The organism is Bradyrhizobium sp. HKCCYLRH3059, from assembly GCF_051168035.1.
Taxonomy (GTDB): domain Bacteria; phylum Pseudomonadota; class Alphaproteobacteria; order Rhizobiales; family Xanthobacteraceae; genus Bradyrhizobium.
This window is the reverse complement of record NZ_JBNPUF010000007.1, coordinates 269,247-286,128: the sequence shown is the minus strand read 5'-3', so window position 1 is coordinate 286,128 and position 16,882 is coordinate 269,247. Positions and strand designations below refer to the sequence as shown.

Here is a 16,882-nt window from a genome sequence, read left to right as displayed (position 1 = left end):
AGCTAACCATGCGTTGTCGGACGTTGGAGACAAGCCGCGCCCGGCAGTTAACGGAAGATCGCTTCAGACGATCAAAGCAGCGGGAAGGACTCTGGGATGCCGGCCGAGGTCACCCTGCCAGAGCGTGCGCCACGGCCGCCTGACGCGCCAACCGCGCTGGCGGGTCTGCTGGTGATCGACTTCACGCGCGTTGTCGCAGGGCCGGCGTGTACACAGACGCTGGCCGATTTCGGCGCCGAGGTGATCAAGATCGAGCAGCCGCTCACGGGAGACGATACCCGCGCATACGAGCACGCCGAGCTCGGCGGAGAGAGCGCGGCGTTCCTCAGCCTCAACCGGAACAAGCGCGGTATGGTGTTGGATCTCACGATACCGCAGGCCAGAGACGTCGCTCGTGCGCTGATCGCCAAGGCCGACATCGTCGTGGAGAATTTCTCGTCGTCCGTCATGGAGAGGTTCGGGCTGGACTATCAAACACTGTCCAGCACCAATCCCGGGCTGATCTATTGCTCGATCTCGGCCTACGGACGCTCAGGTCCATTCGCGTGGCGATCAGGGTTCGATCCAATCACCCAGGCGGAAAGCGGGTTCATGTCCCTCAACGGTTTCGCCGACGGTCCGCCGGTGCGGACCGGTCCTCCGATCGTTGATCTGGCCACCGGCATGTCCGCCTGCAATGCCATCCTGCTGGCACTTGCCGCCCGGCAGCGGCTCGGTCGCGGGCAGCACGTCGAAGTGGCGCTGTTCGACATCGCCTTGGCGATGACGGGCTTCTCCGGAATGGCGTATTTGATGAGCGGCGTGAACCCCACGCGAACGGGCAATTCGCCGAACGACTCTCCGACGGTCGGCGTCTTTGAAGCGTCAGATGGCCCGCTCTACATCGCATGTGCCAACGATCGACTCTACCGCCGGTTGGCAACGGAGGTACTTGGTCGTCCGGATCTCCTGAGCGATCCTCGCTTTGCCACGCGAAGAGCGAGATGGGTCAACCGTGCGCAACTGCGCGGCCTCATCGCCGACATCCTTGCCGCGGAACGGATGGATGTCTGGATATCTCGGATGAACCAGGCTGGAGTTCCGGTTGGACACGTTCGAACGGTCGAACAGGCGTTCAACGCGGCCGAGGTCCGGATGCGCGACCGCACCTGTCGTATTCCGCACCCGACGGCAGGCTCGATACCCAACGTCGAGCCGGCAATCACCATGAAGCTCACACCGACCGTCGAGCCCACGGCGGCGCCGCGGCTGGGAGAGCATACGGCCGCAATTCTGCGCGACAGGCTTCGGTACACCGAGCAGGAGATCGAAGCCCTGCGTCAGGTAGGGGCGTTCGGACGCAACGATCCGGGAGCCTAAGGCATCGTCACTGGTGCCGGACACGGAAGAAGAGCGGCAGCGTCCTCAGCAGCCATCAGCCGGCTTTGGCCATCTCATCGTCTTCCGGTGAGTTCAGATACATGCCCGACATGGTGTCGACCCAGCACAGATGATCATGCACCTTCTTGACGCCAGAGATGTTCTCGGTGGCAACGATCGCCGCCTGCCGCGACCGCTCTTCGGTAATGACGCCGCTCAGATGAACGATACCGTCCTTGACGATGACGGACAATCCGAACGGGCACCAGTCGTTCTTCTCGAGGGCGTCGATCACGCGGTTGCGGATGTGATCGTCGTCGGCCGTTGGATCTGGAACCTGCCGCCCGAGCGCGGCAACCGCTTGCAGCAGGTTCGCCCGTGACACGATGCCGATCACCCGGTCTCCCTTGACCACGGGCAACCGCTTCACGTGGTTCTTTTCCATCAGTTCCACGATCTCAGCCAGCGCGGCGTCTTCGGTGATCGTCAAGGGAGACTTGGTCATCACCTCTGACACTTTGCGACCATGCTCGTGGACGAAGTCGGCGGCCGACTTTCCGGGCCCGAGAATGAATCGCAGCCAACGGCCGCGCTTTCGCCCAGTGCCGATCTCCGTTCGGCGAATGAAATCGCCTTCCGAGACGACGCCCACCAGCTTTCCGCCGGGGTCGACCACTGGAAGGCCGCTGACGTGCCGTTGAAGCATGATATTTGCCGCATCCACGATGGAAGTGTCAGGGGTCACAGTGATGACGGGACGGGTCATGATCTGATGGGCGCGCATAGCGAACTCCAATGTCAAAGGCTAAGAAAAAGTAACCCGCTGCGACGGTCTTGAATTGACGCAGGTCAAAGGAGGTGCCGCCGCCGTCATTGACGCAGCTCAAGGTCTTGGCATTGAATTGCAGCTATAAAGCATTCTGATCCAGCGAGAGGAGAGGTGCCCATGTCCGAGTTCTCCGGGACCAAGATCCTGGCCGACGAAACGGCCGAACTGTCCGAACGTGTCGCTCTCTCCAACAAGCACGCACTTGAGCTGCTAGTTGGTTCGCAGCAGATCGTCATGGAGGAGGTTCTGTTTGCCAGCAACGAAGTGCTGGATCGCGCGCGTACGGAGACGCATCTGCTGGCCGAGTTCGTGTCGAAGCTGGCTGGCGTGCATTCCGTGATGGGAATCCAGGCGATGGTTCAGGAATGTGGACGGCATCAGATTGATTTCGTCAGGCGGGATTGCGATCGACTCTTCAAGCACGGGCAACGCCTGATTGATGCCAGCGTGAATCTTATGGGGCAACGGTGGCGAAACTGAAGAGTGCGGGTGTGTCGCGTCTCGAGGCGCGGGAGCGTGAGAGAATAACCGACAACGACCGGAGCAAGGCCGTTGTCTCCGTAGAGACCTCTTTGAAGCCGGCGGGGGGGCTCGCTACATCGAACGCAAGGTCGCTCTGTCAGGAAGCCGACGCGGGCTCCGGGGCATTTCGGCGCGAGGACCACGAGCTGGACAAGGCGTTCAGCGCGATGCTGGCTCGACTCACCGCGGGGATATCGCCGGCTGCTCTGTCGATGGCGTATCTGGATTGGGTGTGCCATCTGGCGGCTGCGCCTCAGCGTCAAATCGAGATCGTCCGAGACGCCTGGAACGGCGCGAAGCTGGTTGCCGAACGGTCATTGCATTTTGCGGATCCCAATCGCGGTCCTTGGGATCTGATCAGGCCGCAGGCCAACGATCATCGCTTTTCCAAGCCGCAATGGACGGCCCAACCGTTCAACTTGTTCGCCCAGGCGTTCCTGCTTGGAGAAGATTGGTGGCACAAGGCGACCACCGGCATTCGTGGTGTCGACCCCGCCAACGAAGCCGTCGTCGACTTTTCAATTCGTCAACTGCTCGACATTTTAGCGCCATCGAACTTTGCAGCGACCAACCCGGAAGTTCTGGAAAGGACGTTTCAAAGCGGTGGCGAGAACCTGATCTTCGGCTGGCAGAACTGGCTCGCCGATATCATGCAGGTGATGCAGCCGGGAAAGATATCGAGCAATGGTGAGTTCGTCGTCGGCAAGACTGTCGCGACGGCACCGGGCAAGGTTGTGCTTCGCAATCAGTTGATTGAGCTGATTCAATACATGCCGACGACCGAGAAGGTGCGACCAGAGCCGGTCCTGATCGTACCGGCTTGGATCATGAAGTATTACATCCTGGATCTGTCGCCGCACAATTCGCTGGTCCGATACCTGACCGACCAGGGCTTTACGGTTTTCATGATCTCCTGGCGAAACCCCGGAGCGGAAGACCGGGATCTTGCGTTTGACGACTACCGCTCGCTGGGCGTCATGGCTGCCCTGGACATGATCGGAACGATCATTCCGAATACGCCGGTCCATGCCGCAGGCTATTGTCTCGGGGGAACGCTTCTTTCGATCACGGCGGCAGCCATGGCACGGGATGGCGACCAGCGTCTGAAGACAATCACGCTGTTTGCGGCCCAGACCGATTTCACGGAAGCGGGAGAGCTGACGCTCTTCATCAATGAAAGCCAGGTCGCCTTTCTCGAAGACATGATGTGGGAGCGTGGATATCTCGATACCACCCAGATGGCGGGCGCATTTCAATTGCTGCGCTCCAACGATCTGATCTGGTCTCGTGTCTCGCGCGACTATCTTCTCGGCGAGCGCGCAAACCCGAGCGACTTGATGGCATGGAACGCAGATGCGACGCGGCTGCCGTATCGGATGCACTCCGAATATCTGCGCAAGCTCTTCCTGAACAACGATCTCGCCGAGGGGCGGTATCGGGTCGAGGGGAAGCCTGTTTCGCTCTCCGATATCCACACGCCGATGTTCGTCGTCGGGACGCTGCGTGATCACGTTGCGCCTTGGAAATCGACGTACAAGGTCCATTACGAGGTTGATGCTGACGTCACTTTCGTGCTCGCGAGCGGCGGCCACAATGCCGGCATCGTGTCGCCGCCGGGCGAGCAGGGGCGCTCCCATCAGATGCGGACCAAGGCTGCCGACGCTCCTTATCTCGGGCCGGACGAGTGGCAGAGCAGCTCTCCAAAGCTGGAGGGATCGTGGTGGCCGGCCTGGACAACATGGCTCGGACAGCAGTCGGGAGCGCCGGGCGCGCCGCCGCAAGTCGGGACAGATCGTTCGAATGATCTTGGAGACGCGCCGGGCGACTACGTGCACACGTGATCGCCGCATGTTGCGGCCAAGGAGCACCATCCCGTCGGACTTAGGCGCTGGCCCGGAGCAATGAAAGGCTTCGGTCCAATGTCGTCTCAGCCGTGCCTGACGCATCGACCTGGAGCCAATCGAGACCACCGATATCGTAGTGTTCCTGATCCTCGGCAACCCCGACCGTTGCATCGGACGCATCGGCGACTCGATGGTGAATCCGCTCCTGCCGGCTGCGCAAATCTGCAACGAGGAAGAGGCCGGCAAAGGGCACCTTCAGCCGTTTCGCGAGATCATGGATCTCCTGCCGTTCATCCGAACGTGCAAACACGGCGTCGATGATCACCGTGAAACCTTGTGAGAGCACGCGGCTGGCCCGCGTCGTCAACTCTCGATAGACTCGTGCACTCGATTCCGGCGTATAGGCCTCAGCTGGGAGGCGTTCGGTTTCCTTCACGCCAGACAGTTGCTTGCGCAGCACATCGCTGCGCAACACGATTGCTCCCGGTGGAGGAACCAAGAGAGGAGCGAGAGTCCGGGCGAGCGCAGATTTCCCCGTTCCCGACAGGCCTCCGACCGCGATCATCCTCGGCTCCGCCGGCCGAATCAGGCTGCGCGCAAGTTGAAAGTAGCTCTCTGCGGTCTCGATCGTTGCGGAGCGATCTGCGTCCGAGTGTTCAGCATCAAGGCGGTCGAACCTTGCGACAAAGACTTGTGCACGGATGGCGGCCCGGATCGCCATGAACAGAGGCAGAGCAGCCAATCCTTCGGTCTGGTCGGGCGCTGCGGTCGAGAGGTAGCGGTTCAAGAGGTGGCTTGCAGCGACCGGCTGCGCGAAGTGCAAGAGGTCCATCAGTGGAAAGGCGAGGTCGTACAGGACGTCGATCGTGGCTATTCGGTCGTCGAACTCGATGGCGTCGAACAGCACCGGCTTGTCGTCAATGAGGACAATGTTGGCCAGATGGAGGTCGCCATGGCAGCGTTTCACGTGCCCGTCCTTTGCACGTTGCTCGAGCAGGGGGCGGAGCCGCGCGAAGGCCGAGTGGCAAAGGACGCGGAGTTCTTCGACCTCCGTTTCGCCAAATCGCGAGACTGTCCGAAAGCTGGCGACGAATGCGTCGATCCAGATTGGAATGGACTCCGTCCACAGATTGGAGGAGCTCCGAACGGCGACTGCATGCGACGCTGCGATCGTCTCTGCCAGACGCTCGCCCAATCCGACGTCCAACTGCTGGCGGCGAGAAAGATGATCAAGCGTCTGGCTGTCATCGAAGCGACGCATCTCGACGGCATATTCGACCGGAGTGCCGGATCCACCGACATCGAATGACCCGTCTGGCGCCTTGGTGATGGCGACGACACGCAGATAGATGTCCGGAGCAAACGGGTGATTGATCTCCATTTCCTTTACGCACGCGGCCTTGCGCCGATCGAGCGTCGAATAGTCCAGAAATGGCAGCCGAACGGCGCGCTTGATCTTCAGGGCGCGGTCGCCGATCAGAAACACGGAAGCCGCGTGCGTGTCGATCCGGCGGACACCTGGATGTCGGGCGGTATTGCCCAAGAAGGAGAAGACCAGTTCCTGATCGGATGGTGATGCCATGGGCGGTGTTGCCACGTTCAATTCAAAAGTCCGGGATGAGCACCGCCGCGCCGACGACGTCACCCCGCCTCAGGCGAGCCAGAACGTCATTTGCGTCGGACAGCGGATAGGGCGTCGTATGGGTCCGTATTTGAGCCTGCTGCGCGACTCGCAGGAAATCGAGACCGTCTTGCCGCGTCAGGTTGGCGACGGACACCACCTGGCGTTCGCCCCAGAGGAGGGAATACGGGAACGTCGGAATGTCGCTCATATGGATACCTGCGCAGACCACCCGGCCGCCCTTCCGAACAGCCCGCAGAGCGGCCGGAACGAGCTCGCCAGCCGGCGCGTAGATGACGGCCGCATCCAGAGCAACATCGGGACGCTGGCCCGCCGCTCCGGCCCATGTGGCGCCAAGTTGGCGCGCCAAATCCTGCGCAGCCTCGTCGTGCTCGCGGGTGAACGCATAGATCTGGCGCCCCTGCCAGCGGGCCACCTGGGCAACGATGTGACCGGCCGCGCCGAATCCGTAGATGCCAAGCCTCTCGGCGTTCCCTGCCATGACCAGGGATCGCCAGCCGATCAGGCCGGCGCACAACAGCGGTGCGGTGGCGACGTCATCCTCCAGACCTCCGAGCGGGAACGCATAATTTGCGTCGACGACGGTGTGGGTCGCATAGCCGCCATCGCGCGTATAGCCGGTAAACGTCGGCTGGTCGCAGAGATTTTCCATGCCACGTGCGCAGAACGTGCAGTGGCCGCATGTGTGCCCCAGCCATGGAATTCCGACGCGCTCGCCGAGCCTGTGCGTCGTCACACCAGGACCAATCTGATCGACATGACCGACGATCTCGTGTCCGGGGATGATCGGATACCGGATGTCGGGGAGCTCACCGTCGAACACATGCAGGTCAGTGCGACACACACCGCATGCCCTGACCTTGACGCGGATCTCACCGGGACCAGGATCGGGGTCCGCGAGTGTCTCGGGCTGCAGAGGCGCTCCAGGCTTTCGCAGAACCATCGCTCGCATCGGAGAGCCTCCCGGACGAATTTGCAGGGTAATAAGATAATCAGCCCGGCAATCGTTTGATGCTCATCAAGGACTTGGTTCGAATACTGCGGCCTACCGAGCAGAGCCGGCAGGTGCGGTCGGGGAACGGAGCGGTATTGCATCCGTCACTATGCTGGGATGATAAGTCGCGCTAGACCCGCTGCGGATTGAAACTAAGATCAATCTCCGGGATTCACCCGCCTTTCACCAACTGATGTTGGACGTGCAAATGTCGACCTACCGATTGCGGAACCTGCTTTTGCCTCGCTCCATCGCTCTGATCGGAGGGAGTCCGCGACCGAACTCGGTAGGGAAGGCCATTCTCGACAATATCGTCAAGGCGCGGTTCGAGGGCAAGCTTGGCCTGGTCAATTCCCGCTATCGGGAAATATCCAACATCGCAGCCGTTGGCAGTCTCGCCGAATTGGCGTTTGTGCCGGAACTTGTGGTGATCACGACGCCACCCCCTTCGATCCCGGATCTCATTCATCGCGCAGGCGCGTTGGGGACGGCAGGGGCTCTGATCATTACCTCGGGTCTCGGGCACGGAGAGGGGTCCCTCGCCGATCAGGCAGAGAAGGCAGCGCAGAAATACGGCATGCGTCTCATTGGGCCGAACTGTCTCGGCATCATGATGCCGACCATCAAGCTCAATGCGAGCTTTTCGGCGCACATGCCGGTTGCAGGCAGCCTGGCGCTCATTTCACAGTCCGGCGCTATCGCGGCGGGGATGGTAGATTGGGCTGCTCAGCGCGGTGTTGGGTTTTCTGGAATCGTCTCGATCGGCGATCAGTTGGACGTCGATCTCGCAGATCTTCTTGACCACTTCGCGCTGGACGGTGGGACCCGCGCGATCCTGCTCTACATCGAAGCCGTCAAGGACGCTCGAAAGTTCATGTCCGCGGCGCGAGCGGCGGCAAGGGTCAAGCCGGTTGTGGTCGTGAAATCGGGCCGCGGTGCCGTCGGTGCGCAAGCTGCCGCGACACATACGGGCGCGCTGGCGGGAGCGGATGCCGTCTACGATGCGGCTTTTCGCCGGGCCGGCGTTCTGCGGGTCTCCGATCTGCGCGAGTTGTTCGACTGCGCCGAAACGCTGGGGCGGGTGGAGTCGCCCATGGGCAAGAGGCTCGCCATTCTCACGAATGGCGGCGGGATCGGCGTGCTCGCGGTGGATCGACTGGTCGAGCTCGGAGGCGTGCCTGCCGCACTCTCGCCGGTCGTCCACGACAAACTCGACGCCATCCTGCCGCCGACCTGGTCCGGATCCAACCCGGTCGACATCGTCGGCGATGCCGATGCTGCACGCTACACGCTCGCGCTCGAGGCGCTGCTCGCCGATCGAGCCAACGATGCAATTCTCGTCATGAACGTTCAGACCGCGATTGCATCCGCGAGCGCCATTGCCACGGCTGTCACCGAGTTCGTCAGTACCTATCGAAAGCAGCACCGGCGCTGGGCAAAGCCGGTTCTGGCGGCATGGGTCGGTGCGGAGCAGTCGGTCATCGAGACCTTGAGCGGGGCAGGAATTCCGAACTACCCAACGGAGGATGATGCCGTTCGCGGCTTCATGCATCTCGTTCGTCATCGGGAGGTGGTCGAATCGCTTGCCGCTGTGCCGCCGGCCATGCCGAGCTCTTTTGCGCCCGACGTCGAGGCAGCCCGCAGAATTGTAGCGACAGCCCTCGCCGACGGGCGGACCTGGCTCGATCCGGTCGAGATCAGTCGCCTGCTGGAGGCCTATGATATTGCGATGGTTCCGACGTTCGCTGCGTCCTCGGTCGACGAGGCGGTCGGATATGCGGAGCAGTTGTTCGCTCAAGGCACAACTGTCGTGCTCAAGATCTTGTCGAGAGATATCATTCACAAATCCGACGTCGGCGGTGTCGTGCTCAATCTCACTACGGCCGAGGCCGTGCGTAACGCCGCGAACGAGATCATGGCCCGCGCGAAGGCCGTTCGGCCCGACGCACGGATTTCCGGCGTGATCGTGCAAGCCATGATCGTCCGCGCCAAGGCGAGGGAGCTGATCATGGGCATTGCCGACGATCCGACCTTCGGAACCGTGATCGTGTTCGGCAGGGGCGGTACCGCCGTCGAGATCATCAACGACAAAGCGCTCGGTCTGCCTCCGCTCGATCTCCATCTGGCGCGAAACCTCATCGAGCGGACGCGCGTCTCACGATTGCTGCGCGCCTATCGTGATGTCCCAGCGGTCAAGCCCGATGCAGTCGCACTGGTGCTGGTCAAGCTTGCGCAGCTTGCAGCAGACGTTCCGGAGATTCGCGAACTCGATATCAATCCGCTGCTCGCCGACGAGAGCGGCGTCATGGCCGTCGATGCGCGCGTCGCCGTCGGCAGGGTTCCGCCGAAATTCAAAGGCTCTGGTCCGTCGAATTTCGCCGTTCGGCCCTATCCGAGCCAATGGGAACGGCATCTCCAGGTCAAGGACGGCTGGCGGATCCTTGCGCGGCCGATCCGACCCGAGGATGAGCCAACCATTCATGAGTTCCTCAAGCATGTCACTGCGGAAGACCTGCGTCTTCGATTCTTTGCTCCAATGAAGGAGTTCACGCACGAGTTCATCGCGCGCCTGACGCAGCTCGACTATGCGCGCGCGATGGCTTTTGTGGCTCTCGATGAAGCGACAAACGAACTGGTCGGCGTCGTGAGGATTCACTCCGACTCGGTTTACGAGAGCGGGGAATACGCGATCCTGTTGCGGTCGGATCTCAAGGGACGCGGACTCGGCTGGGCATTGATGCAGCTGATCATCGAATACGCCAAGTCGGAGGGCCTGAAGATGATCTCCGGCGACGTCCTGCAGGAGAATGTCGTCATGCTGGAGATGTGTAGGAATCTCGGTTTCGAGGTCAAAACCGATCCAACCGAGCGCGACCTTTGCAATGTCAAACTCAGGCTCTAAGCTCAGATCTTCGGTGTCCTCTCACCCGGTCCATCGGTTCAGGTCGGATGGTGGTCGTCATTGGACGGCGGACTCGCCGCCTCGCCTTCGGAAGCGCCATGCGAGCGGAGAGTTCTGATGATCATCGTCGCAATGGGAACGATGAGCAGCGGAATGAGGCTGTTGAGCGGATGGTTGACCACGCTCGAGATTCGGGACTGCAAAGCTCGTGCTTCCAATTGCAGCGAGTCCATCGCCGAGGAGTGAATCTCGTTGGCTAGTTCGAGTTCCCGGCCGGACGGTGCACGGGATGCGATGATCAGCAGGATCGCCGCAATCGCGATATTGCAGGCTCCGAGTGCCGCGGCTGCCACGACCGCGGAGGTGACCTGGACCAATGCAAGATAGGCCGCCAGCTCGAACATCAGGAGGCCAAAGACGGCGATCAGCGCCGCAAAGGCCCGGAGGCCAAGCCCGACGAGCAAGTGCCGAAGCCTGATGTCGGCAATGACCCGGTCCGTCCGCCAGAGAAGGCGTAAATGTTTAACGACATTTTCGGTATCCACTTAAGTTCTCCGCAGCAGGAGGCCAACGGCAAGCCCGAGGGCGAAGGCCGAAGCCGTCGCCACGATCGGACGATCCCTGATCATTCGTTCCACCTGAACGTCTGTCTCGCTTAGACGCATGTCTAGCACCTCGATCGCTGCAGCGAGCATTCCGGCGGCGGCTGGTTGCGCGTCCGGGTTGTCACGCGGCGTACCCGCGCCCCGCAACAGCTGGCTTAGCTCTCGCGTCAGGCTCTCCAGCTCGGTCCGGAGGGTCGTCGGGTCGATGGCCATGTTTTGTCCTTGCGTCAAAATCACTGTAGAACGTAGCTCGGCACGATGCTTGATTTCGCTCAACCCGTTGCGCTGACGGGATTGACGCAGATCAAGCGAGGCAGATCGGCGCGATTTAGGAACGGGTGTGCCTCGGCACGCCGACTGAGGGAGACATCCAATTGCGTGCTCATCCGGGACTGACCGCGGCGACGACAGAGGATGTGCTCGAGCTTCGTCCGAGCGGATCATGGGTGTCCCTGAACGTGGCAGAGCTCGAGAGCTTGACCAGCTCTGTCGGCAACAGCATCAACAGCGCGACCGCCGTGAAGCTCGATCTTGGGGCCGTCAGCGAAATCGATACCGTCGGTGCTTGGTTGCTTGAGAAGCTCGGCCGCCGGGCTGCTGCGGGCGATCGTCGGGTCGAGATGATCGGGGTAGCAGAAAACTACGTCGGCCTCGTCGAGGAGGTCCGGCAGGTCAATCGACGAGTCGTCGAGCCGGCACCGAGACTGAACCCGATCCTCGCCAAACTCACCGACCTCGGTCGTTCGAGTCTGGGGGCCGCCCAGGACATCAAGGTGTTTCTGGACATGTTGGCCGCGCTGTTCTTTGCGCTGCTGCGCACGCTGCGCCGGCCTCAATCTCTGCGCGTGACCTCCCTCGTCTATCAGATGTACCGCATCGGGTGGCAGGCCATTCCAATCGTGGTGTTGATCACATTCCTGATCGGCGCCATCATCGCCCAGCAGGGGATCTTCCATTTTCGACGTTTCGGTGCCGAGTCTTACGTCGTCGACATGGTCGGAATTCTGGTCCTGCGCGAGCTTGGCGTTCTGATCGTCGCGATCATGGTGGCAGGGCGGTCGGGAAGCGCCTACACGGCCGAGCTTGGATCGATGAAGATGCGCGAGGAGATCGACGCGCTGGTGACGATGGGACTTGATCCTGTCGAGGTGCTGATTCTGCCCCGTATCGTTGCGTTGATCTTGACCTTGCCAATTCTCGCCTTCATCGGCTCGATGGCCGGCCTGTATGGAGGAGGGCTGGTGGCCCAGCTCTATGGCGGCATGGGACCGGCAATCTTCATCGCCCGGCTACACGATGCCATCTCGGTGACGCACTTCGAAGTGGGAATATTGAAGGCGCCGTTCATGGCCCTGGTGATCGGCATTGTTGCCTGCAGTGAGGGACTTCGTGTGAAAGGTAGTGCCGAATCGCTGGGGCAACAGACTACGACATCCGTGGTGAAATCCATTTTCCTGGTCATCGTGCTCGATGGTCTTTTCGCCGTGTTTTTTGCGTCCATTGGAATGTAGCGATGGATGATCTTGGCGTGTCCAGCGCGATCCGCGTGACCGATCTCGTTGTCGGGTTCGGCCGGCAGCTCGTTCTGAACAATCTTTCGCTCGACGTTCGTCGCGGTGAGATTCTCGGGTTGGTTGGCGCGTCGGGCGGCGGAAAATCCGTCCTGATGCGGACGATCATCGGACTCATTCCTCGGCGCAGCGGGACCATTGAGGTCATGGGGACAACCGTTGGGGGCGCCGAGGAGCGGACGACGCAGGCTGCAGCGAAGCGCTGGGGAATTCTGTTCCAGCAGGGTGCTCTGTTCTCGTCACTGACGGTCAAACAGAACGTACAGTTTCCGCTGCGCGAGAGCCTGCAGATGTCGCAGGAGTTGATGGATGAGATCGCGATAGCCAAGCTCGAAATGGTCGGCCTTCGCGCAGAGGACGGTGATAAATTCCCAGCCGAGCTATCCGGCGGCATGACGAAGCGCGCCGCGCTGGCGCGCGCCCTCGCTCTCGATCCGGCGATCGTATTTCTTGATGAGCCGACCTCCGGCCTCGATCCGATCTCCGCCGGCGACTTCGACGCCCTGATCAAGACGCTCCAGCTGACGTTGGGATTGACGGTGTTCATGGTGACCCATGACCTCGCCAGCCTCAACACGGTCTGCGACCGTGTCGCTGCGTTGGCCGATGGCAGGATCGTGGCGATTGGTCCTATGAGCGACCTCCTCCGATCAGAACATCCATGGGTCAAAGCCTATTTTCACGGCAAGCGATCCCAGATGCTGCAACCAAAAGCGAGTTGAAAGATGGAAACCCGTGCGCCCTTCGCTGTCATCGGCGGCTTCGTGCTGGCGGCCATCGTCGCGATCTTTGGCTTCGTTTACTGGCTCAACAACACCGGAGGACTCGGGCCTCGCACGACCTATCACGTGCAGTTCGAGGGCTCGGTGCCCGGCCTGCTGGTCGGGGCTGCCGTTCTGTTCAACGGAATCCGGGTCGGCGAGGTGACTGAGCTCGGTCTGGCGCCGAACGATCCGCGTCGGGTCAACGCAACGATTTCCGTGGCGTCGACGACCCCGGTGCGCGCCGACACCAAAGTAGGGTTGGAATTTCAGGGGCTGACCGGAGTGCCGGTGATCGCGCTGGAGGGCGGCGCGTCTGCAGGAGCGGCGAGTGCCGTATCGACCTTGATTGCAGAACCAGGCGCCGGACAAAGCATGACGCAGGCCGCCCGGGACGCCCTGCGGCGTGTCGACGCAGTTCTTGCGGAGAATGCCGGGCCGCTCAAAGATACGATCGCCAACCTCAAGACATTCTCGGACGGCCTCGCGCGGAATACCGGCAAGCTCGATGGAATCGTCTCGGGTCTGGAGAAAATGACGGGAGGCGGTGCTCCAGCACAGAAAGTCACCTATGATCTGAGCGCGCCAAGAGAACTGGGGCCGGTCAACAAGACCATCAAGGGTCAGCTCTCGATACCTGAGCCCACGGCCGTGGCGATGCTGCAGACTCAGCGCATACTGTTCACGCCCACAAAGGACTACCCCGGGTTCGGTGATTTCCTGTGGGCTGACAGCATCCCCAAGTTGTTGCAATCACGTCTGATCGATGCCTTCGAGAACTACGATGTGGCCCACGCTCCGCTGCGGACATCCGATTTGGGCCAGCCGGATTTTCAGCTGCTGATCGATGTCCGCCGTTTCCGGATCAATGGCGATACCGCCGCGGTGGAAATTGGCCTGTCGGCTCGCCTCGTCGACAAGAACGGCAAGGCCATCGCGTCTCGGCTGTTTGACGAAAACCAGCCCGTTGCCCGGCTTGATCCTGCTGATGCCGTGTCCGCCTTCGATGAGGCCTTCGGCCGGATTGCCAAATCGATTCTGACCTGGACGATACAGGCGCTCTGAATCGATCGGGCTATTCCAAGCTCTTCAAATACGAGAGCAGATCGTGGATCTGCGGCGGCGCAAGCTGGAATTGGGGCATGGCCGGGTGACCAGTCATGATCCCCTCCGCGAGCGCTTCGCCCAAAGATTCGATCGGGTAGCGGAGATGGAGGCTTCGGAACGGAGGAGCCGGTTCGAACGGGCTATCTCCCGTTCGACCAATGGCGTGACATCGTGCGCAGTGGGCCTTCGCGAAAGCCTGTCCGCGTTGCTGCGCCGTCGACGCCGCGTATGACGGGGTCGCTAACGCAATCGCGGCGAGAAGGTGGCACAGAACAAGCCGCTGCATTCACGATATCCATTGGTTGGGAGTGGCGGCCACGATAGGGCCCGGATTGTTGGTTCGTTTGATTTGAATCAATCGGAACTTCGAGCGTCCGTTAGAATGCAATCATTCTCTTTGCGCTTGGCCCACCGGAGCCCCCGTATGAAGACGTCTCTTGTTGCAATCGATTTCCACGGGCAGGCCTGTGCCGATTGTGCCGTGCGGGGATTCAGTGTCTGTGCGTCGCTCGACCAGTTCGAAATGCGCGAATTCGAGCACCTCAGCCGCCGAGCGCATTTTGCGACCTGCGAGACGGTTTTCGCGCAGGAAGACACGTCGTCCTGCTTCTACAATTTATTGGATGGGGTCATGAGGCTCTACAAGCTTCTCCCCGACGGACGCAGGCAGATCGTCGGATTTGCGCTCCCCGGTGACTTCGTCGGCATGACGACGGAGGAACGGCACGGATTTTCGGCTGACGCGATCGGTCCCGTCACCGTCTGCCAGTTCGCGAAGGGACCGTTCGGACGGTTTGCCGAGGACAAGCCGAATCTGCTGCGCCGGATGAACGAACTGGCCGTGCAGGAGCTGAATCAGGCGCGTGATCACATGGTACTTCTTGGGCGCCGATCAGCCGAGGAGAAGGTCGCGACATTCCTCGTTGGCTGGAGGGATCGGCTGGTGGAGCTTCGGGGACCCTCTAACATGGTACCGTTGCCGATGAGTCGGCAGGATATCGCCGACTATCTCGGGCTCACCATCGAGACCGTCAGTCGAACGTTCACGAAGCTCGAACGGGAGGGCATCATCGCGATCCTGCCCGGGGGCGTCTCGCTTCGGGACTCGGCGCGAGCCGAAGCAATGGCTGCTGCCTGACATCGTTGGCGAAATCCGCATTGCATTGATCTGGATCAAGGACTGTCGCGCAGCCCGTAGGGAACTGTGTCTCAAACTCGAACAGGGGAGAGAGACATGCCGCTCGACGCTATGATCGTCAGCTTTGCAGTTGTGGGGGTTTTTGTCGGGTTCGCTGCGGTCCTGCTTTGGGCTGATTCACAGACAAGGCATCGGGTGTGAGGTACAGGCTGCCCTTGGACTGCGGCATCTTGCGCTCAGAAGAGTAGCACTGCTGGTCCGACGGGGCGGCTGGACGACGCTCACGCGTTGCACAATGTATGCCGGCCCGTCTCGGCGGCGGAAACGCCCCCGGCGTCGATTGGCACTGGCTTCGCCGTTGAGCGTTCGCCGCATTTTCCTGGACAATCCGCCGATCTGCCGTATTCCGAGGTGCAATGAAATCGAGGATCGGTGGTCGCAAGTCCGAGGGATCGTCTTTGCTGGTGGCTGTAGGCGTGTCCATAGTCCCCTGACATTTGCGGGGCCTTGGCCACCGGCTTTGGACCTCTCCCTTGGGCGGCGGTATTCGGACGCCTGGGAGATGCGGTGTGGCTGAGGAAAAGCGGGCGAGCGTCCGACCTACCAACAACGGCAAGCTGTCGGTGCTGCGTCAGCACCCGATTTTTTGTGAACTCGAGGCTGATGCGGTCGATCAGCTCTGCCGCTACGCCAAGCCGACATCGCTCAAGCGCGGTGCAACCATCTTCTCAAAAGGCGATCCCGGCTCGAGCTTGTATGCCGTGATCAGTGGCACCGTCAAAATCAGTGTCTCGTCGCCCGACGGTCGCAATGCTATCCTGAACCTGATCAGCGCCGGCGAGATATTCGGCGAAGTCGCCGTGCTCGACGGACGAGAACGTACAGCCGATGCAACGGCCAATACGAACTGCGAGATCCTGGTCATCGATCGGCGCGAATTCCTGCCGTTCGTAAAGAGCCAGCCGGTGCTGGCAATGAAGTTCATCGAGCTGCTTTGCGATCGGCTGCGCTGGACCAGCGACCAGGTCGAGCAGGTCATCCTTCAGGATCTTCCCCGCCGCCTTGCCAGTGCGCTGCTCGGCCTGACCGACAAGCGCAAGCTGGATGCCGCGAGCCGCACCATAGCCATCACGCAGCAGGAGATCAGCGAAATGGTCGGCATGACGCGGGAGAGCATCAACAAGCAGTTGCGTGCATGGGCCGCGCGGGACTGGGTCCGCCTCGAGCACGGGGCGATCGTGCTTCTGAACCCCGAGCCGCTACGCGGATTGGCGGAGGCTGGTCAAGACGAAGACGAGTAGGGGCGGCGCGGCAGTTTCCGGCGTCCTACCTAGCCGATGATGGCCGGACCCGCTGGCCGTGGGGGATGGCCCTCACGATAGGCGATCACGATGCAGAGCAGGATCAGCGAGAGGCCGAGCAGTGGCCCCGGGAATACACCCGCCATGAACAGTGCGCTGATCGAGATCGTTCCGCCGGGCGCGAGCGCGTGAAGGACGGCGTTATGGCTTGGTGGCACCAGCACAACAGGACGGCCATCGCTTCGGGCCAGGAAGCGGCGCCGTTCTGGACGTAGCGGGTGAAGACCGCCCAAGGGATGACGGCTGA

General features: G+C 61.3%; 16 protein-coding genes. 9 read left to right on the top strand and 7 right to left on the bottom strand.

The annotated features are described in order from the left end of the window. Positions 1 to 96 precede the first annotated feature (96 nt). Positions 97 to 1,359: a CaiB/BaiF CoA transferase family protein gene (locus tag ACQR13_RS22865; protein ID WP_315712958.1), complete on the top strand. Its 1,263-nt coding sequence runs from the start codon at positions 97 to 99 to the stop codon at positions 1,357 to 1,359. A 55-nt stretch (positions 1,360 to 1,414) separates the two neighbouring features. Here ACQR13_RS22865 and ACQR13_RS22860 read toward each other — a convergent pair whose 3' ends face one another. Next, a complete protein-coding gene (locus ACQR13_RS22860; protein WP_315753506.1) occupies positions 1,415 to 2,143 on the bottom strand; it encodes a CBS domain-containing protein in 729 nt (242 codons plus the stop codon). 162 nt (positions 2,144 to 2,305) lie between these two features. Here ACQR13_RS22860 and ACQR13_RS22855 point away from each other — a divergent pair, with 162 nt between their 5' ends. Next, positions 2,306 to 2,668 (top strand): hypothetical protein, encoded by a 363-nt coding sequence (locus ACQR13_RS22855; RefSeq protein ID WP_315825132.1) that lies wholly within the window; start codon positions 2,306 to 2,308, stop codon positions 2,666 to 2,668. 209 nt (positions 2,669 to 2,877) lie between these two features. After that, a complete protein-coding gene (locus ACQR13_RS22850) occupies positions 2,878 to 4,551 on the top strand; it encodes a PHA/PHB synthase family protein (RefSeq protein WP_409998682.1) in 1,674 nt (557 codons plus the stop codon). A gap of 40 nt (positions 4,552 to 4,591) precedes the next feature. Here the strand turns inward: ACQR13_RS22850 and ACQR13_RS22845 are convergent, their stop codons facing one another. Beyond that, complete coding sequence (locus ACQR13_RS22845; protein ID WP_434841795.1) at positions 4,592 to 6,136, bottom strand: AAA family ATPase; 1,545 nt, start codon at positions 6,134 to 6,136, stop codon at positions 4,592 to 4,594. A gap of 22 nt (positions 6,137 to 6,158) precedes the next feature. Next, positions 6,159 to 7,148, bottom strand: a complete 990-nt coding sequence (locus tag ACQR13_RS22840) for a zinc-dependent alcohol dehydrogenase family protein (RefSeq protein ID WP_315753513.1) — start codon at positions 7,146 to 7,148, stop codon at positions 6,159 to 6,161. Positions 7,149 to 7,398: 250 nt separating this feature from the next. Between ACQR13_RS22840 and ACQR13_RS22835 the strand changes: the two genes are divergently transcribed. Then, positions 7,399 to 10,092 (top strand): bifunctional acetate--CoA ligase family protein/GNAT family N-acetyltransferase, encoded by a 2,694-nt coding sequence (locus tag ACQR13_RS22835; protein ID WP_315712948.1) that lies wholly within the window; start codon positions 7,399 to 7,401, stop codon positions 10,090 to 10,092. Positions 10,093 to 10,130: 38 nt separating this feature from the next. On the opposite strand, the gene ACQR13_RS22830 is transcribed toward ACQR13_RS22835, so the two are convergent. Both ACQR13_RS22830 and ACQR13_RS22825 read right to left on the bottom strand, forming a co-directional pair. Next, positions 10,131 to 10,637, bottom strand: a complete 507-nt coding sequence (locus ACQR13_RS22830) for a phage holin family protein (protein WP_315712946.1) — start codon at positions 10,635 to 10,637, stop codon at positions 10,131 to 10,133. Beyond that, positions 10,638 to 10,910 carry a hypothetical protein gene (locus ACQR13_RS22825; RefSeq protein ID WP_315753516.1) on the bottom strand — a complete coding sequence of 91 codons (273 nt, stop codon included), beginning with the start codon at positions 10,908 to 10,910 and terminating at the stop codon, positions 10,638 to 10,640. 161 nt (positions 10,911 to 11,071) lie between these two features. Here ACQR13_RS22825 and ACQR13_RS22820 point away from each other — a divergent pair, with 161 nt between their 5' ends. Genes ACQR13_RS22820 through ACQR13_RS22810 form a run of 3 tightly spaced genes read left to right on the top strand, consistent with a single transcriptional unit; the run spans position 11,072 to position 14,094 of the window. After that, positions 11,072 to 12,208 carry an ABC transporter permease gene (locus ACQR13_RS22820; RefSeq protein ID WP_315753517.1) on the top strand — a complete coding sequence of 379 codons (1,137 nt, stop codon included), beginning with the start codon at positions 11,072 to 11,074 and terminating at the stop codon, positions 12,206 to 12,208. A 2-nt stretch (positions 12,209 to 12,210) separates the two neighbouring features. Further along, complete coding sequence (locus ACQR13_RS22815; protein WP_315712944.1) at positions 12,211 to 12,990, top strand: ABC transporter ATP-binding protein; 780 nt, start codon at positions 12,211 to 12,213, stop codon at positions 12,988 to 12,990. A gap of 3 nt (positions 12,991 to 12,993) precedes the next feature. Continuing rightward, positions 12,994 to 14,094, top strand: coding sequence for an ABC-type transport auxiliary lipoprotein family protein (locus ACQR13_RS22810; RefSeq protein ID WP_434841796.1), 1,101 nt, complete (start codon positions 12,994 to 12,996; stop codon positions 14,092 to 14,094). Positions 14,095 to 14,104: 10 nt separating this feature from the next. On the opposite strand, the gene ACQR13_RS22805 is transcribed toward ACQR13_RS22810, so the two are convergent. Next, positions 14,105 to 14,422: a c-type cytochrome gene (locus tag ACQR13_RS22805; RefSeq protein WP_315712942.1), complete on the bottom strand. Its 318-nt coding sequence runs from the start codon at positions 14,420 to 14,422 to the stop codon at positions 14,105 to 14,107. A gap of 138 nt (positions 14,423 to 14,560) precedes the next feature. Here ACQR13_RS22805 and ACQR13_RS22800 point away from each other — a divergent pair, with 138 nt between their 5' ends. Further along, on the top strand, positions 14,561 to 15,274 hold the full coding sequence (locus ACQR13_RS22800; protein WP_315712941.1) for a helix-turn-helix domain-containing protein: 714 nt from the start codon (positions 14,561 to 14,563) through the stop codon (positions 15,272 to 15,274). 569 nt (positions 15,275 to 15,843) lie between these two features. Beyond that, entirely contained in the window at positions 15,844 to 16,575 is a 732-nt protein-coding gene (locus ACQR13_RS22795) for a Crp/Fnr family transcriptional regulator (protein WP_315753521.1), read from the top strand. 29 nt (positions 16,576 to 16,604) lie between these two features. Here ACQR13_RS22795 and ACQR13_RS22790 read toward each other — a convergent pair whose 3' ends face one another. Beyond that, positions 16,605 to 16,793, bottom strand: coding sequence for a TRAP transporter large permease subunit (locus ACQR13_RS22790; protein WP_315753523.1), 189 nt, complete (start codon positions 16,791 to 16,793; stop codon positions 16,605 to 16,607). Positions 16,794 to 16,882: the final 89 nt, after the last annotated feature.

Coding starts and splice junctions, on each gene's coding strand:
- ACQR13_RS22865 (WP_315712958.1), top strand. CDS start 97: ATGCCGGCCGAGGTCACCCTGCCAGAGCGTGCGCCACGGCCGCCTGAC.
- ACQR13_RS22860 (WP_315753506.1), bottom strand. CDS start 2,143: ATGCGCGCCCATCAGATCATGACCCGTCCCGTCATCACTGTGACCCCT.
- ACQR13_RS22855 (WP_315825132.1), top strand. CDS start 2,306: ATGTCCGAGTTCTCCGGGACCAAGATCCTGGCCGACGAAACGGCCGAA.
- ACQR13_RS22850 (WP_409998682.1), top strand. CDS start 2,878: ATGCTGGCTCGACTCACCGCGGGGATATCGCCGGCTGCTCTGTCGATG.
- ACQR13_RS22845 (WP_434841795.1), bottom strand. CDS start 6,136: ATGGCATCACCATCCGATCAGGAACTGGTCTTCTCCTTCTTGGGCAAT.
- ACQR13_RS22840 (WP_315753513.1), bottom strand. CDS start 7,148: ATGCGAGCGATGGTTCTGCGAAAGCCTGGAGCGCCTCTGCAGCCCGAG.
- ACQR13_RS22835 (WP_315712948.1), top strand. CDS start 7,399: ATGTCGACCTACCGATTGCGGAACCTGCTTTTGCCTCGCTCCATCGCT.
- ACQR13_RS22825 (WP_315753516.1), bottom strand. CDS start 10,910: ATGGCCATCGACCCGACGACCCTCCGGACCGAGCTGGAGAGCCTGACG.
- ACQR13_RS22815 (WP_315712944.1), top strand. CDS start 12,211: ATGGATGATCTTGGCGTGTCCAGCGCGATCCGCGTGACCGATCTCGTT.
- ACQR13_RS22810 (WP_434841796.1), top strand. CDS start 12,994: ATGGAAACCCGTGCGCCCTTCGCTGTCATCGGCGGCTTCGTGCTGGCG.
- ACQR13_RS22805 (WP_315712942.1), bottom strand. CDS start 14,422: ATGCAGCGGCTTGTTCTGTGCCACCTTCTCGCCGCGATTGCGTTAGCG.
- ACQR13_RS22800 (WP_315712941.1), top strand. CDS start 14,561: ATGAAGACGTCTCTTGTTGCAATCGATTTCCACGGGCAGGCCTGTGCC.